General features: G+C 31.6%; 11 protein-coding genes. 8 read left to right on the forward strand and 3 right to left on the reverse strand.

Translation table 11 applies throughout. From position 1 onward, the window contains the following. The first annotated feature begins 25 nt into the window (after nt 1–25). The 7 genes from ACQY1Q_RS10685 (at nt 26) to ACQY1Q_RS10715 (ending at nt 11,823) form a co-directional block, all read left to right on the forward strand. Nucleotides 26–2,290, forward strand: a complete 2,265-nt coding sequence (locus ACQY1Q_RS10685) for a beta-N-acetylhexosaminidase (protein WP_431005307.1) — start codon at nt 26–28, stop codon at nt 2,288–2,290. Between the two features lie 3 nt (nt 2,291–2,293). Then, the gene (locus ACQY1Q_RS10690; protein ID WP_431005308.1) at nt 2,294–3,001 is read left to right on the forward strand and encodes a copper homeostasis protein CutC; all 708 of its coding nucleotides are present in this window, start codon (nt 2,294–2,296) and stop codon (nt 2,999–3,001) included. Then, nucleotides 2,994–5,459 (forward strand): beta-mannosidase, encoded by a 2,466-nt coding sequence (locus ACQY1Q_RS10695; RefSeq protein WP_431005309.1) that lies wholly within the window; start codon nt 2,994–2,996, stop codon nt 5,457–5,459. The genes ACQY1Q_RS10690 and ACQY1Q_RS10695 overlap by 8 nt, the downstream gene beginning before the upstream one ends. A gap of 82 nt (nt 5,460–5,541) precedes the next feature. Then, nucleotides 5,542–8,001 carry a TonB-dependent receptor domain-containing protein gene (locus tag ACQY1Q_RS10700; RefSeq protein ID WP_431005310.1) on the forward strand — a complete coding sequence of 820 codons (2,460 nt, stop codon included), beginning with the start codon at nt 5,542–5,544 and terminating at the stop codon, nt 7,999–8,001. 1,026 nt (nt 8,002–9,027) lie between these two features. Continuing rightward, a complete protein-coding gene (locus tag ACQY1Q_RS10705) occupies nt 9,028–9,462 on the forward strand; it encodes a heme-degrading domain-containing protein (RefSeq protein WP_431005311.1) in 435 nt (144 codons plus the stop codon). Nucleotides 9,463–9,474: 12 nt separating this feature from the next. Continuing rightward, on the forward strand, nt 9,475–10,587 hold the full coding sequence (locus ACQY1Q_RS10710; protein WP_431005312.1) for a DNA alkylation repair protein: 1,113 nt from the start codon (nt 9,475–9,477) through the stop codon (nt 10,585–10,587). A gap of 609 nt (nt 10,588–11,196) precedes the next feature. Beyond that, nucleotides 11,197–11,823 carry a hypothetical protein gene (locus ACQY1Q_RS10715; RefSeq protein ID WP_431005313.1) on the forward strand — a complete coding sequence of 209 codons (627 nt, stop codon included), beginning with the start codon at nt 11,197–11,199 and terminating at the stop codon, nt 11,821–11,823. Between the two features lie 437 nt (nt 11,824–12,260). On the opposite strand, the gene ACQY1Q_RS10720 is transcribed toward ACQY1Q_RS10715, so the two are convergent. From ACQY1Q_RS10720 to ACQY1Q_RS10730, 3 genes are all read right to left on the reverse strand, one after another. After that, on the reverse strand, nt 12,261–13,034 hold the full coding sequence (locus tag ACQY1Q_RS10720) for a DUF6261 family protein (protein WP_431005314.1): 774 nt from the start codon (nt 13,032–13,034) through the stop codon (nt 12,261–12,263). Nucleotides 13,035–13,624: 590 nt separating this feature from the next. Beyond that, nucleotides 13,625–14,203 carry a hypothetical protein gene (locus ACQY1Q_RS10725; protein ID WP_431005315.1) on the reverse strand — a complete coding sequence of 193 codons (579 nt, stop codon included), beginning with the start codon at nt 14,201–14,203 and terminating at the stop codon, nt 13,625–13,627. A gap of 164 nt (nt 14,204–14,367) precedes the next feature. Then, nucleotides 14,368–14,973, reverse strand: a complete 606-nt coding sequence (locus ACQY1Q_RS10730) for a hypothetical protein (protein ID WP_431005316.1) — start codon at nt 14,971–14,973, stop codon at nt 14,368–14,370. A 296-nt stretch (nt 14,974–15,269) separates the two neighbouring features. On the opposite strand from ACQY1Q_RS10730, the gene ACQY1Q_RS10735 reads away from it, so the two are divergent. Continuing rightward, a complete protein-coding gene (locus tag ACQY1Q_RS10735; protein ID WP_431005317.1) occupies nt 15,270–16,568 on the forward strand; it encodes a tyrosine-type recombinase/integrase in 1,299 nt (432 codons plus the stop codon). Nucleotides 16,569–18,430: the final 1,862 nt, after the last annotated feature.

The following is an 18,430-nucleotide window of genomic DNA, read 5'->3' on the forward strand; positions in this document are numbered from 1 at the left end:
AAATTAGTACCAAATATAACAGAAAATGAAAATCAGTCATTATACAGGGGTACTTTTTATGCTAATATTCATGAATTGTAGTAAAAAAATCCCTACTCCAATTACTCCGAAAATTATTCCTGCACCTTTGTCTCAAACTATAAATAACGGTATATTTAACCTTAATAACTCTGTTGCTTTAGAATGTGAAAAAGAGTTTATTGTAGTAGCTGACTACTTTACTAAATATGTTCAAAAAGCATATAATGTAACGCTTAAATCGGCAAAAAGCAGTACTAAAATTCAATTGGTTAAAAACAAGTCCATTCATAATGAAGAAGCCTATTATTTAACAATTACCCCTACACTAATTTCAATAGAAGCTTCTTCTGCTAAAGGTGCTTTTTACGGCGTACAAAGTTTATTACAACTCCTACCGGCTACTTCAAATTCAGAAACGATAGCCATTCAATGCTTAGCCATAAAAGATGCTCCTCAATTTGCATACAGAGGTATGCACCTAGATGTTGCCCGACATTTCTTTTCTGTTGACTTTATTAAGAAATACATTGATATGTTAGCCATGTTAAAAATGAATACTTTTCATTGGCATTTAACAGAAGATCAAGGTTGGAGAATTGAAATTAAAAAGTATCCGAAATTACAAGAAATTGCCGCTTTTAGAAAAGAAACACTCATAGGACATTATAGTGATGAACCTCATCAATTTGACGGTAAAAAATATGGCGGCTACTATACACAAGAAGAAATAAAAGAGGTTGTAAAATATGCCTCTGAAAGACAAATTACCATTATTCCGGAAATTGAAATGCCGGGGCACTCTCAAGCAGCAATAGCTGCTTATCCGGAATTAGGATGTACCGGTGATACTATTGAAGTTGCCACTAAATGGGGCGTTTTTGAAGATATTTATTGCCCTAAAGAAGCTACTTTTAAATTTTTAGAAGATGTTATTGATGAAGTAGTTGAGTTATTTCCCGGTAAATATATTCATATAGGAGGTGATGAAGCTCCAAAAGAACGTTGGAAAAACTGTAAGCATTGCCAAAAACTCATCAAAGAAAAAGGCTTAAAAGATGAATATGAATTGCAAAGCTACTTTATTACCCGAATGGAAAAATACATTAATACAAAAGGCAAACAAATTATTGGCTGGGATGAAATACTCGAAGGAGGTTTAGCACCTAACGCTACGGTTATGTCATGGCGCGGAATTAAGGGTGCCGTTGAAGCCGCTAAAGAACATCATAATGTTATTTTAACTCCGGGTTCTCATTGTTATTTTGATCATTACCAAGCCACCAATGAAAATGAACCTCTGGCTATAGGAGGATATTTACCTTTAGAAAAAGTTTATAGTTTTAATCCTATTCCGGAAGAATTAACCAAAGAAGAAGCCAAGTATGTTTTAGGTGCTCAAGGTAATGTTTGGACCGAGTATATTGATTCACCTGAAAAAGTAGAGTATATGATTTTTCCTAGAATATTAGCTTTAAGTGAGGTTCTATGGTCTGCTCCTTCCAATAAGAATTATGACGATTTCAAAAATCGTGTTCTATCATTTTTCAAACGTTTGGATGCCATGCACATTAAGTATGCAAATCATTTATATGTGATCTCCGAAACCATAACAACCACTAACGACACACTACTTTTAAGTTTGAATAGCCAAACCAAAGGAAAAGTCATTCGTTATACTACAGACGGAAGCACTCCTACAACTTCTTCCCTACTTTATGCTTCACCACTAAAAATTAATCAAAATACCATTGTCAAAGCAATTAGCTTTGATGAAGACACACCTATTAGTGCTGTTTTTACAAAAGAAGTATTTAAACATAAAGCTAACAATGCTCAGGTTTCGTTAAGTACTCCTCCTCATAAATCCTTTGATAAAGGAGGAAAAGAAGCACTTATTAACGGATTACAAGGAAGCTCTAAACGTTATAATGACAATGAATGGTTGGGTTTTAATACAGATTCTATAACTATTACGATTGATTTTAACGTTCCTACCGAGGTTTCCACTATTTCTACACGATTTCACAATGGCTACGGAGCCTGGATTTATGCTCCTAAAGAATTGGAAATTTCTTTTGATAGTGGTTTTAAAACAAAAACAACACTTAATACTTCCAAAGATTTAATTGTGCCAAGCAAAACCACTGTACCCACTCAAATAGTTAAACAATTAAAAATAACGGTGCCTACGTACGGAAATATTCCTGACGGCAAACCCGGTGCAGGCTACAGAGCTTGGCTATTTATTGATGAAATTATAATTGAATAAGTTATGCTTTTAGAAATCTGTGCCAATTCATATCAATCAGCATTAAATGCACAACAAGGCGGTGCTCATAGAATAGAACTGTGTAGTGAATTGGCCGTTGGTGGTATTACTCCTTCACACGGCTTAATTAAACAAGTTATTCGTGCTATAACTATTCCGGTTTTTGTTTTAATCAGACCCAGAAGCGGTGATTTTTACTATTCAGAAGATGAGTTTGAAATTATGAAATCTGATATCGAATTTTGTAAAGAAATAGGCTGTGCAGGTATTGTTTCCGGTATTTTACACTCAGATAATTGTATTGATTTAAAAAGAACACAGGAATTAATTGAAATTTCAAAACCTTTAGATTTTACTTTTCACAGGGCTTTTGATTGTGTTACGAATCCAATTGAAGAACTACATAACCTGGCTAGCATTGGCGTTAAACGCATTTTAACCTCTGGTACTAAAGCAACTGCAGAAGAAGGCTTCAGTATATTAAAAGACTTACTAAACCAGCAAATTAATGATTTCGTAATCATGCCCGGAAGCGGTGTAAACATTCACAATATTCAACTTTTTAAACAAGCCGGATTTTCAGAAATTCATACTTCGGCTTCAACAAAAGTAACTCAAACTTCTTCTCCTTTAGGGTTTGGCACTTCACATCAAACCGTTTCAGATACAGCTATTATTCAACAATTAGTAACCTCTATACAGCATGCGTAATATTGTATTTTTAGTACTCCTTATAGTGGTAAGTTGTACCTCTAAGCCTGATTTTCCTATTAAACAAAACTTACATGCGAATTGGTTATTTAAAAAAACGAATGACAGTATATGGCTCACAGCCAAAGTACCCGGAAATGTTTATACTGATTTACAACAGCACCACATAATAGAAGATCCTTTTATTAAAAACAATGAAGAAAAAACACAGTGGGTTTCTGAAAAAGAATGGATTTATAAAACCAACTTTACCCTATCTCCTGAACTACTAAAAAAACAGTTCATTACCCTTACTTTTGACGGACTTGATACCTATTCTTCTATATACATAAATGATTCATTACTCGGTAAAACGACAAATGCCTTTAGAGCTTATACGTTTGCTGTCAAAAATTTAGTTACAGCCAATAATGAACTAACAATTGTTTTTTCTCCGACTACTATAGAAGAAGAAAAAGCAAAAAAGCAAATAGCTTATACCTTACCTGAAGGAAATAGAATTTTTACACGAAAAGCTCAATTTCAATATGGTTGGGATTGGGGTCCTAAATTAAACACTTCCGGAATTTGGAAAAACGTTCATATTAAGGCTTGGAACCACTTAACGTTTGATGCTATTTTTATTCAACAAAATACGATTACTAAAGAAAAAGCAAGCCTAACCATACAGGCAACTATTGAAAGTGACCATGAAACTGAAGGACAACTCAGTACTGAGGTGAATCATAAAAAATTAGTTACTGAACTTCATCTAAAAAAAGGAAAACACACCTATGAAATTCCTTTTACTATTCAAAATCCTCAACTATGGTGGGTTCATAATTTAGGCACTCCTTATCTATATCAATTCAACTTTAACCTGACTTCAAACGGAATTCAATACGATACAAAATCTATAAAAAAAGGACTCAGAACTGTTCGATTAATTACTCAAAAAGATTCGATTGGAGAAACCTTTTACTTTGAACTAAATGGTCAACCATTATATGCTAAAGGTGCTAATTACATACCTCAACATAGTTTTCAAAATAAAGTAAGTTCTCAACATTATCAAAAATTACTGACCGATGTAGTTTTAACAAACATGAATATGTTACGAGTTTGGGGAGGCGGCATTTATGAGCATGATATTTTTTACTCGTTATGTGATGAAAAAGGAATATTAGTTTGGCAAGATTTTATGTTTGCCTGTGCCATGTATCCGGGAAATACCGAGTTTTTAAACACTGTTCAAATTGAAGCGGAGCAACAAGTAAAAAGATTACGAAATCATGCTTCTATAGCACTATGGTGCGGTAATAATGAAAATTCTGAAGGCTGGCATCGTTGGGGTTGGCAAACAGGAAGAAGTGACGAGGAAAAAAAACAAATTTGGAAAGATTACTTAGCGGTTTTTGATAGCATACTTCCTAAAACAGTACATCAATATAGCGATTCTACTTCTTATTGGGAAAGCTCTCCCAAATACGGTCGTGGAAACCCGAAATATGAATTTGAAGGTGATGCACACGATTGGTGGGTATGGCATGATGCCACTCCTTTTGAACATTTTGAACAAAAAGTACCAAGGTTTATGAGTGAATTTGGCTTTCAATCATTTCCTGGTTATGAGGTTATTAATTATATCAACCAAAAAGATACTGTTGACATTCATACTTCTGCCATCCAAGCTCACCAAAAACATTCCAGAGGATTTCAGTTAATTCATGAATACATGAAACGCGATTATCCGGTTCCTGTAAAAGATGATGATTATGTGTATGTAAGTCAGTTACTACAAGCTAAAGGAATGATCATGGGAATTGAAGCACACCGAAGAGCCAAACCATATAATATGGGTACTTTGTATTGGCAATTAAATGATTGTTGGCCGGCAATTTCATGGTCGGGAATTGACTATTTCGGAAATTGGAAAGCACTGCAATACAAAGCTAAAAAAGCCTTTAAAAACCTTTTAATTTCCGCGGAAATTAAAAACGATTCTGCTACTATTTTTGTTGTTAATGATAGCCTGTCACCTGTTTCCGGTAAATTAGCTTTACAATTAATTGATTTTGACGGAAAAATAAGTTGGACAGATACTAAAGAAATTACGGTTACGCCAAATAGCAGTCAGGCGTTCTATAAACTGCCGCTTAACTCCGTTCAAAAAAACTCAGTTGTATTCGTTGCTAAATTCAACAACGAAACTTCAATTATTTATCTAACCTCACCTAAAAGTTTAGCATTAAAAAAAGGCAATCTTAGAACGAATATTACACCGGGTAACGGTGGTTTTTTTATTCATTTAAAGTCAAACACCTTGCTCAAAGATGTTTTTTTAACCTCAAAAGTAACGGGGCATTTTAGTGATAATTTTTTTGATCTCTTACCCAATGAAGAAAAAGTTATTTTCTTAACTACAAAAGCTGAAAAACTTGAGGGTTTACTGGTAAAAACGTTAAATGACTTAAAATAAATTTTATTTAACATAGCTTTAACAGAACGTCATTAAACCATTACGGAATTTTACAGTCCAAAAGTTTTTATAAACTAGTTCAATGAAAAAAATCACACTACTCTTATTATTTTTAAATGCAACTCTTTTTGCGCAAAGGCAGGGAGGAAATGAAAATGTATCAAAAGTTAAATTAACCGGTAAAATTATCGAAACCAGCACTAGCCAACCTTTAGAATATGCTACGGTTGTTTTAACGCATCTGAAAAATAAAAAAGTTACAGGGGGTGTTACTGACATGAATGGGAATTTTGAAATAGAAATTCCTAAAGGTGGTTATGCTTTAAAAGTAGAATTTATAGGCTTTAAAACTAAAAACTTACCTAATAAAGATTTAGTTGAAAACACCAATTTAGGTACTATTTCTTTAAGTGAAGATGCAGAAACGCTTGATGAAGTAGAAATTATTGCCGAAAAATCTACTGTTGAAATTCGTCTTGACAAAAAAATATACAACGTAGGAAAAGACATGACGGTTAAAGGAGGAAATGCAAGTGATGTATTAGACAACGTACCTTCTGTAAACGTTGATGCTGAAGGATCTGTTAGCTTACGTGGTAATGAAAACGTTCGTATTTTAATTGACGGAAAGCCCTCTGCTTTAGTAGGTTTAAACGGAACCGATGCTTTAAGAAACCTACCGGCTGAAGCTATTGAAAAAGTAGAGGTTATTACCTCTCCATCTGCCCGTTATGATGCTGAAGGTACTGCCGGTATTTTAAATATTATTTTAAGAAAAGGAAAAATTACCGGGTTTAACGGTTCTGTGAACTTATCTTTAGGGAGTCCTGAATTATATCAGGTAAGTAGTAACCTAAATTACCGCACCAAAAAATTCAATCTTTTTTCTAATTTAGGATATGCCTACCGAAAAGGTCCTGGAAATGCTTTCAGTAACTTTACTTACTTAACAAATGGAATTATTGATAGTTTGAGCATTGAAAAAAGAAAGTATGATCGAAAAAATAAAAATTTTAATGGTTCTTTAGGTTTAGAATATTATTTAACCGCTAAAAGTTCTATTACAGGTACATTTTTTTACAGAAAAAACAACGGTAATGATATTGCCACAAACAATACAAACATATTTAATCCAGATACGACTCCGAGACAAAATATAAACAGAATAGAAGATGAATTAGAAAATGGTATTGATACTCAATTTTCATTAAACTATACTAATAAAATTGATGATAAAGGACAAAAGTTAACAATTGATTTACAATATGGTAAGAGTAATGACGATAATTTTTCTAATATAACCAATAATAATGTACTTGCTGAAAAAAATAGTCAAAATACAAATTCTATAAATAGACTCTTGCAGATTGATTATATACTTCCGATAGGAGAGCAAAGTCAATTGGAACTTGGACATAAAGCCGATTTACAAGATTTAACTTCTGATTTTAAAGTACGAAATTCAGATGGTCAACCATTTAATTTCGATCCCTCTAATGCTATCGATTTTAAACAATATATTTATGCTTATTATGCACAATTTGGTAGTAAAATTGATAAATTCTCTTACCTTCTAGGGCTTCGTGCAGAATATACAGATGTAGATCTAAAAGTCATAAATACTGGAGAATTTTCTGATAAAAATTATACACAATGGTTCCCTACCATTAATTTAGGATATGAATTTAATGAAAGTGATAATTTAACCTTAGGTTATGCTCGTAGATTACGCAGACCTCGCCACTGGTTTTTAAATCCATTTGAAACTCGTAGCTCTAACACTTCTGTATTTAAAGGTAACCCTGATTTAAATCCAACTTATACTAGTTCATTTGATTTAGGTTATACTACAAAAATCTATAAAGTAATGCTTAATTCATCTTTATATTACCAGTATTCTACAGATATAATTAGCCCAATATCAAAAATTGAAACAAGAGAAAATGGTAATGTTTTTGTTCGTCAATTCTTAAATTTGAATAACGAAAATCGTTATGGTTTTGAGCTTACAACAAACTATACTATCATAAAATGGGCGCGTTTATCAGCAACTTTCAACTATTTTAAATTTAAAACAGATGCTTTTAGCTATTCATATTCTTATTTAGATCCTGTAAATAATAATACTATTACAGAAACAAGAACTTTACCAGAAGTTAATAGTAATAGTTGGTTTGCCCGTTTCAATTCTAAAATCACATTACCTGCAAAAATTGATTGGCAAACACGTATTATGTATCGTGGTCCTCAAGATGACTCTCAAGGAAGACGAGAAGGTATATTTGTTACTAACTTAGCTTTTAGTAAAGATTTATTTAAAGAAAAAGCTTCTTTAGTACTTAATGTAAACGACTTATTTAATCAGCGTAAAAGAAAAAGCTACACTAATACTCCTGAAGTATTATCTTATCAGGAATTTCAATGGCGTGAACGACAAATATCATTGAGTTTTACTTATAGATTTAACCAAAGTAAAAAACGTGAGCGTCCTCAACGTGAATCTAACGAAGGCGGTGGTGGCGGAGAAGAATTTGGAGGATAATTTTTTAGGGTTTTTAGCTTTTCACTTGTTATAAAGTAATGCTAGATATCATCTGAAAAAGAACTCAGAAAATATTTAATGCTTAATTTGTTTGGTATAACCTCTCTATTACTAGAGAGGTTTTTTTATAGGCATTATATAAGTCTCTATATTTCAGCAGGTAAATCTTTTCGTCTAAACTATACTTACCGTTTAACTACATATACATTCACTTTATCTATCTATATAAAAATCAACCGTATAGTTGAAGTATCTTTACAATAAGTTTGATTTTCATTATAAATTTAAATAGTTGTTTAGTTAGTTTGATAAGGAGTATTTTTTCAGAGAAATACTCCTTGTTTTTTTATATAATCAGTTAAAAAGTTCTTTTGTATTAATTTTTACCCGGTTATTTCTATTGATAATCATTAAACTGCCATTCATCTATATATAACCGCATTGTACCTATCTTTTACCTACATAAAAAAGTATTCAAATATCTTTATAATAGATTTAGAATTTGATTTTTCATTTTTAGTACATACCTAGTATAGACATTTATAAGAAGTATTCAGTAGGGGGATACTTCTTTTTTTTTGCCCCCTTTTGTATTTTATTTAAGATTGTTTTAACTATTAGAGCTGCTTTTAGCATAAAGTTTAGCCTTTTTTTAAGTTTTATTTAATACAATTTGATTTTATCAACTTTAAATTTGCAATAGCATTCTATATCAAAGATAAAATGAAGGGTTTCTAAAAATATAAATGCGTAATTGTTTGATTCAGGCCTCTCGGTGAACAACCGGGAGGTTTTATATTTTTACACCATACCTTATCCCCTTTTTTGCTTTTCATCTATAATTTCATGCTTTTTAACTAACTTTCTATGAATTACTTAATTGAAAAATTACTTTTATACAGATTAATAACCTTAACCTTTATTTTTCAATGTTTAGTTTGTTTTAAAGAATAAGAAGTACTTTAAAGTACTTCTTATATTTTTATATAAGATAAAGTTTTTATTTTTAAAAACTAAAAAACACATATGGATACTTTAAGAAAAATAGAGCTTGAAAAGTTTAATAATAGAATTGCTTTAGAAATGGGCATGAAAATCGTTGAACTGGCTTCACAAAGAAATCAAAAAATAGCTGTAGAAGTTTGCAGAGTAAATCATACTGTTTTTTTATTTGTTGATGATACCTTACCTGCTGATAAACATAATTGGCTTAGAAGAAAAGCCAATGTAGCTAAGCATTTTGAAGAAAGTTCGTTAAGTGTTAAAAATGATTTAGCGCAAGGCAGCATGACTTTAGAAACTACTTTTGCTTTAGATACTACCCATTATCTTGCTAAAGGCGGTGCTATTCCTTTATTTGTTAAAAATGCCGGAATGATTGGTGTTATTACAGTTTCCGGATTGAAAGACACAGAAGATCATCAACTTATAATTGATGCTTTACAAGGCGTATTTTTTTAGTCTAATTTTATTATGGCAGAACTTTTTAAAAACATTTACAATCCTGTTTTTTTTACAACATTTACTTCCGCAGTTAAAGAAATAGTTACTGATTTTAATACGGAGGCGTTTCTTCAAACTATTTATGATGATGACTGGGAGTTGAAAGAATATAAGCAGCGTATGCGCCATGTAGCGGTGTCTTTAAAACAACATTTACCGGGCAATTTTAACCAGCATGTTACACATATTCTGGAAATTATTCAACTACTCAACAGCAAAGGAATTCGAGAGAAATCTATTGAGTATATGTTTTTTCCGGATTTTATAGAGTTGTATGGTTTAGATAATTTTACCGTTTCTGTAAATGCTTTTGAAACCATCACTCAATTTACCAGTTGTGAGTTTGCAGTGCGCCCTTTTATTATTCAGTATGAAAAAGAAATGATAAAGCAGTTGCATAGTTGGTCTGCCCACAAGCATGTTAGCGTTAGGCGGTTGGCTTCTGAAGGATGTCGCCCCAGATTACCTTGGGCAATGGCACTACCCTCGTTTAAAACCGATCCCTCATCAATCATTCCTATACTTACCACTCTAAAAAATGATTCATCTGAGTATGTACGCAGAAGTGTTGCTAATAACTTAAATGATATTTCAAAAGACCATCCTGAAATGGTGATTCAGCTTGCACAACAATGGCTTGGGCAGTCAAAAGAAACAGATTGGGTGGTAAAACACGCCTGCAGAACCTTATTAAAACAAGGAAATAAGGAGGTGATGAAGCTTTTTGGATACAGCAACATACAATCTATACAAATAGCTTCTTTTAAAGTACACACCCCAACCGTAACCATAGGAGATTTCTTAGAGTTTTCTTTTATCCTACAAAACCAAGGGAAAACTCCGGCTAAAATTAGATTGGAATACGGACTCTATTATTTAAAAGCCAATGGTAATTTAGCTAGAAAGGTTTTTAAAATAAGTGAAAAGATGTATCCGGAAAACTCAGACTCTTTCATAGTACGAAGACAATCTTTTAAATTGATTACTACCCGAAAGTTTTATCCCGGGCTTCACCAAGTAGCCATTATTATTAACGGACATGAGTTTGAGGCTTTAGATTTTGAACTAGGAATTAGGAATTAGGAATTAGGAATTAGGAATTAGGAAGTTAAAAATAAAATAGTGAAAGTCGGAAATTTTTTGAGTTATTAGTATTCCTTAATAAAACCTATTCTTACCGATATTACGAACGAAGCTCTGCGTAGTGAAGTAATCTGTATCTACTAAAGTTAGAAGTGAAATAGTAGAAGTTAGATGTTTTTTAACTTACTAGTATTGGGTAATAAAACCTTTTCTTACCGATATTACGAACGAAACTCCACGTAGTGAAGTAATCTGTATCTACTAAAGTTAGAAGTGAAATAGTAGAAGTTAGATGTTTTTTAACTTACTAGTTTTGGGTAATAAAACCTTTTCTTACCGATATTACGAACGAAACTATGCGTTGTGAAGTATTCTGTGCTTTTAGGGGTTAAAAATTCTTTACTATCCTTACTTAGCTTAGTAGCCTGTTATACACCTTTATTTAAGAGTTTTATTGTATTTTGGCTGTGTCAAAAAATACATAAAAAGTAACTTTACAAAAATTGCTTTGTTAAAAACTAAACCACCAAGCATCCTTAGTTTTTATTGAAACAGCTTTAAGTTATCAACTATATTATTTTTATGCAATAAAATTAAAGCACGGTAAGTATGAAATTATTTAATTTTTTTAATAGAAAAAGAAACGAAAACAATAAGCAACCGCAAAGTCCTCAAAACACGAACACAAAAGATTTAACCAAATTTGACTGGTTAATCAATGAATCTATTTTAACTTTTATGCTTGGAGGAAATGTTTTAATGCATTATTTCGACCCTAAAGCAACAAAAAACAAACAAGATCCGGCATGGCAAAATCAAGGAGTTTTCTTTTGGTCAGGTGATGAAGAGTTCAACAAAAAATCGCTACCCGATGAATTTTTAGCACTTGAACAAAAATATTTTTTACTTAGAAAACTACCCGAATATATTGAAATTAAATCAACAAGAGTAATTCCTTGGTTTGGAAAGGAAGGTGGCGGAACCAAGCATATGTTTATTTACAATAATGATGCAATTACAATTGAAGAAGCTTCTGAATTAAAATGTCTTAGCTATATTGAATTTGTTGAATTAAACCAAGATAACCTTAGCGTATTACAAGACAGAGATAATTATATTTTTATTGCAGATGAACATCTTTCATTTCAAGATACGCTTCCTTATTACAACAATGTACCCACCTCTTTGTCTGAATTATACCATAAAGGAAAACTAAAAATTGTAAAAATTTTATAAATACCTTTATTATTCCGCATTAAAATAAATAATGCTAAAGGGTATTAACTCTTTATACCTTAACTAACGTGAGTTCGATATAACTTTTGTTTTTACACCTGTGTAATATGCTGATTATGATTTATTTATAGCTTTAATAAATCTTTATTGTTCATTTTCTTTGCTTGTCCAAAGAAAACGAACCAAAAGAAAAGACACTTTTACGAGGAATTTTTAAACTCCGTTTAAAACCATCTGAAAAACACTGCGTCGTTTTACTCCTGATTTTCAGTGATTTTTCAGATTATTCTGCGTAAAAGGAGAGCAAAGCTTTGCTTTGCTTGCTACAATTCTTACGTCGAACTCACGTTAACTATAAAGGTAAAAACACAACAAACCGCAATATTTTTGCGGTTTGTTATATAGTTTATATACTTATTTAATCAAACTCAGGTAATTTATACACCATCATTTGCAGGAGACTCATTGGTTGGGCTGTCATCAGAACTGCTTTTTCGTGCTTCTACCAATTTATTCACTCTCCTTATGGCATCATTAATACCATCAGATACCTGTTTAAAATTAGGTAACGGCGTTTCTTGCTCTTCGTTAAACTCCGCCCCTGCTTCTATTCTGAATAACAACTTATAGTAAGCCTCATTCATAGGCTCTCTTAATGCTAAAAAAGCCTCTTCATTGCTTAAGGTACCTTGGTTTTGGGTACGCTCTAAAAACTTAACTCTGAACTCCTCATTAATGGTTTGTAAAGTTTGAAGCATAGAACGATAGTTTACCATAGTTGCCAACGTATCTAATTGAGGCATGACTAACACATCATCAATTAAATTACGTAAAGCAGCTGTTTGTGCCTGATAATTAAGCTTGTTTATTTGCCCTACTCCACCGTAATCATTAATCTTTTGAAGCACGGCACCCGCTGCGGTGGCAATTTCAGTATTGGCCTCTAACTGATTTCCGCTTAAATACATGTTAATTTGCGAAAATAAACGATCACGTTGTGCATCTAAATCTTTAATAACCTCGGTTAATTCATGGCGTAAAGGCTTGGCATAAGCGGCTTCCAACAAGGTAAACTGTGTGGTAAAGGTTTCTAATCGAGCTCCTAATTGTAAGGCGGTAGCGTCGTTATTAATACATAACTGTTGTACATCATGCATAAATTGGATGTACTCTTCAATACGATAATTTCGTAGTAATGCTGAAATAAACATAACAATTTTTGATTTTAATTAAACTTTTTTCGGGTGCCTGACGATTTTCCGTTTTTTAAAATAACACCGTCACTGCGAAGTAAACATTTTTACTGTAGCAATCTTTTTACATCGAGAGATTACTTCAATCATTGTCTCTCCTTATTAATGACGCGTAAGAAAATTTGTAGTACACCTCTTCTTTCTTTTCAAATATATTTTTTAAAAGTCAAGTTCACAACACCTAACCCACTAATTAACATTATTTTAAGTTTTTCTTGTTTTAAAAACAAGACCACAACTGCGCTACCAAGGGTTAGCTAATTATACTAGGTTCTTCAGCGGTGCCGTTCAACGTAATGAACTAACTTTATGCTCTACAGCGGTGCCGCTCAACGCAATGAACTAACTTTATTCTCTTGAGCGGTGGCGCTGAAAGTTTTTTGTTAACTTTTTTCTACAAATACAACTACTTTTACTTATTTATGCTAACATTTTTCTATTCACACTATCCCCCATCATAATTAAATAGGTTCGCGAAATTAAAAAACACTGAATTTCCGCTTAGAAAATTCAATCTTATTAATTATACACGTTGCTGCCAACTGGCTTTATTTTATTATTTCGGTCAAATATAAAATTCCGAATATCCAACCGATATATAGTAGAGTATAGGTTAGCGAGTAAACTGCTGAAATTCCAATATCTCCTTTTGTGTCTTTTGATTTATTAAAAACAAACTTCAATGCTCTAAAGAAAATCCAGTAAAGCATTCCTAAAATTATAAAAAGAGAAAACCAAAAAACGGCTTCCAAAACAATTAGCAAAACAACAAACAATATCGACATCGCAATCCATAACAAAATCGACAAAATCAGTCCGCCAATTCCATCCCCAACATCAATCGAAGGCATATCAATTGTAGGTGATGTGCTTCCAGTCAAATCACCTGTTTGAAAATTCCGAAATTTTGGAAAGTTGTCAATTAGTCCAATTCCTGTGTAAAGACCGTAAGTCATAAACAGGAATAGAGCTGTAGCTATAATTCCAAGTGACAAATAGAGATTAGAAGTCAAACTCCTATTATAATTTATTCCTGTAATATAAACAGTCAGAATTGTGATTCCGATTACAAGTAATGAAACAATAAAAACAGATTTTCCTTTCAGGTATGGTTGTTTTGCTTTCAATTCAGAGCGTTTTTGTCAGCTTGTTGGCAACGTATTTGTGTATGATTTTTTGCGGAAAAGGACGCGAGTGGTTTTCCGTTGATGTGGAAAGATAATTAATAAGATTGAATTTCCACTGAGGAAATTCAATCTTATTAATTATACACCTTGTTGTACAATGTTTTTTACTTTCTATCAATCCAAATATTCAATTCATCATTAGGTATTTCGTTTTCAAACAATTTCATTAGAAATAAATTTGAGCGTCTTACTTTTAAATCTTTAGGATTCTTAAATTCAATAAAATAAACACCTGGTTCCCTAATTTCTAGTGTCATTATTCTTTTAGCTCTTTTGCCAAACTCATATGATTGAATTCTCCAATTTATAACTTTCGGTATTATTACTTCTTTACTTTTCTTACTCGTTAATGAGATTGAAAAGTTGCCGAGAGAAACACTCCACCCACCTAGAAGGTCAATATTATATATTCCGACAGATAATATAATTGCCTGATTTGAATCATGTATGCGAATTGGAAGTCTAATTTCCGCATACCTCAAATTAGTATTTATGACTTTAATGTCTCTAGGGATTTTATCTCTATGGAGAAAGCCTGAAATCTTTTTGTCAGGTGTTAATTGCTTATAATCACTTTTGATATATGGTCTAGCTCCATCAAATGGTTCGAATTCAGTTTGTAGATATTCAATTTCTGTGTTATCTAATTCACGAATCGTTCCGTCGTTTTCAACATAAACAAATTCAAATTTATCTTTTTCTTTCTGCATTTTTCGGAGATTATGAAATGTTGTACAACGGTCTCGTATAACCGTCAGTACGGGTTAATATGCGTTAATTTTCGGTTTGGTACAGACATTAGCAATTCCGAGTGGATTCGGACGTAGTCGAATCCGCCGTATTCGCACTATATTGTTTGTGTTTTCTTGTTTTTGTGTATAATGTAAACATTTTCAATTACTTGTGTGTTTTTATTGTTTTTGTTTGTCCGCTTAAATTACAATTAAATATACTTTTACTTTCCCTGTTTGTTTCCCTTTTTTTGTTATGTTTGTAAAAAAAAGATATGTATTTTTATTTAAAGAAACCTAAAGAGGAAGTAGAGACGGCTATAGACTTAATTTTTTATGCAAAAGACGAACCGACAAGCAATAAGAATTTCAAATATAGCACAAAACAAAAAATAAACCCAATAGAGTGGGATTTTTCTACCCGTTACCCGAAAGTAAAACGAGGGGCTATGGGAAAAAAGAATAAACAAATTGCACTAGTTTTAGACAATTATAAAAAGTTGTTAGAGCAAACAATATCTGAATATCAGCAAAAAAATATCCCGTTAACCAAATCAGCTTTACGAGGTGTTTTCGATAAAGAGTTTAAGTATAATTATAAAAGTGATGAATTACCTTATGTAGTGAGTGAAGCTATTAAGGTATTTATGGAGTCAAAGAAACAACGTAAAGACACCTCAAAGGCATGGGATTATTTTTACAATAATATGAGTAAAAAAATAGCCTTATTTGACCATTACCGAAATAAAGTAACGTTGTTTGGGGATTTGAATGAAAACTGGATAGATAGCTATTGTGGTTTTTTAAGAGATTATATTAATTTGGTAGATAAGCAAAAAGCAAAGGAGCTTGGAGCACAAATTCAAAGTAATAATACTTATAACGATAATACACTACATAGACACATAAAAGTATTTTTAGCCTTTTTAGATTGGGTTAGAGAGAATTATGGTTTTACCATTAAAGAGGTGAAAAATACAGTCAAAAAATACGATATAGATGCGGTACATCTGACAGCCATAGAAATCCAAAAGATAGAAACCGTAGAGTTAAAAAGTAAAGAGCATAACCAAATTAGAGACGTGTTTTTGTTAGGGATTTACACAGGACAACGTTTTTCAGATTATTCGGTTTTTAATAAATCAGATGTTGTTGCAACTCCTAATGGAGAAATGATAGTAAAGAGAAACCAAAAAACGGCGCATGAGAGTTTTGTTCCGTTAACGCCTAGGCTTTCAGCTATTTTAGAAAAGTATCAATGGAATATTCCTGTTATTTCAAAAAACAGATTTAATACAGAAATAAAGAAAATTTGTAAAGAAGCGGGAATAAGAACAATTGTAAAAAAATTAACTAAAACAGGGAATAAAAAACACACAGCAGAACTGGAAAAATGGCAGATGATAGGTACTCATACAGCACGAAGAACCTTTATAACTTTATCATCAGAAAAGGGAATGCCAGATCATATTATTATGAAAATAACAGGGATTCGTAAAGCAGACACCTTAACAAAATATAAAAAGACCAATCAAGAAAGCGTTATTAATTTTATGCAACAAACATGGGGTTAAAAAGTACGTTTAATTACTTTAAAAATTTGATAGACTTGATTAACGTTTAATTTAAAACTGGAATATTTGGGGCTATTATTTCTACTAAGGGAAATAATAGTCTCTTTTTCTTCATAATTAACCCGCTATGTTCTTGTTAAATATAACTAAGTAATAAGTAAAAAAAACCAAAAAGATAATATATATATAATCAGCAAGTTAATATATAGTGCGGGAAAAATTTACCTGATAATAATGATATATAATATATATTAAAATAAAAAGAAATAAAAGACTATGAAAATTTCATAGTTGATAAAAATGCGGTTCGGTAGCGGAAGCTGGCGTATGTCCTGCGGACGGCTACAAGAACACCACAGAGATAAGTAATGTAAAAAAAAGCAAATGGCGCGAAATTTTCTAATAAATAAGCTAACCATTGATTAATTAAATGTAAAAATATAGTTTTAAAGGCTAAATAAGGTCAAATTAACATGAAATAAAACCACAGAGCGTCTTGGGTTGTTTTAGAATAAAAAATGTCTTAAAACCATGTATAAAGGTTTTTGTTGGTAACATTCAAAACTGGAATATTTTGGGGTATTATTTCTACTATGGGAAATATAGCCCCTTTTTCTTCATAATTAACCCGATATGTTCTTGTTAATATAACTAAGTAATAATTAAAAAAACCAAAAAGATAAAATATATGTAATCAGTAAGTTAATATATAGTGCGGGAAAAATTTACCTGATAATAATGATATATAATATATATTAAAATAAAAAGAAATAAAAGACTATGAAAATTTCATAGTTGATAAAAATGCGGTTCGGTAGCGGAAGCTGACGTATGTCCTGCGGACGGCTACAAGAACACCACAGAGATAAGTAGTGTAAAAAAAAGCAAATGGCGCGAAATTTTCTAATAAATAAGCTAACCATTGATTAATTAAATGTAAAAATATAGTTTTAAAGGCTAAATAAGGTCAAATTAACATGAAATAAAGCCACAGAGTGTCTTACATTGTTTTAGAATAAAAAATGTCTTAAAACCATATTTAAAGGTTTTTTTGGTAACTATGTGATAGTTGACGCAGAAGTAAAAATATATTTCATAAAATTAACTTTATTAAAAAGGCTTGTATCGTCCTAAATAACTTTACATTTTTCCATTATTTACAGTCTAAAACTGTAAACCTATTTAGAACAAGACACTTATTTGCATACAACTCCTACAAATTGCGTAACGCAAGAAAACGCAATTTTACGCAAAACGGCTATTCTAAACCTTTACAATAGAATTAAAATGTTTACTTATAGGTTGTTTACTTTAGTTAAAAATGTATTGTTGATTGATTTTAGGATGACACAAAGTGTACTTATTTCCGTACTACTCCTGCAAATTGCGTAACGCAAGAAAACGCAATTTTACGCAAAAAGACTATTCTAAACCTTTACAATAGAATTAAAGTGTTTACTTATAGGTTGTTTACTTTAGTTAAAAATGTATTGTTGATTGATTTTAGGATGACACAAAGTGTAAATTTATTTCTGTACTGCCCCTACAAATTGCGTAACGCAAGAAAACGCAATTTTACGCAAAAAGACTATTCTAAACCTTTACAATAGAATTAAAATGTTTATTTATAGGTTGTTTACTTTAGTTAAAAATGTATTGTTGATTGATTTTAGGATGATACAAAGTGTAAACTTATTTCCGTACTACTCCTGCAAATTTCGTAACGCAAGAAAAACGCAATTTACGCAAAATGACTATTTTAAATCTTTACAATAGTGTTAAAGCGTTTATTTATAGGTTGTTTACTTTAGTTAAAAATGTATTGTTGATTGATTTTAGGATGATACAAAGTGTAAACTTAT

Origin of the sequence: Tenacibaculum sp. TC6, assembly GCF_050606265.1 — a bacterium.
Classification (GTDB): domain Bacteria; phylum Bacteroidota; class Bacteroidia; order Flavobacteriales; family Flavobacteriaceae; genus Polaribacter.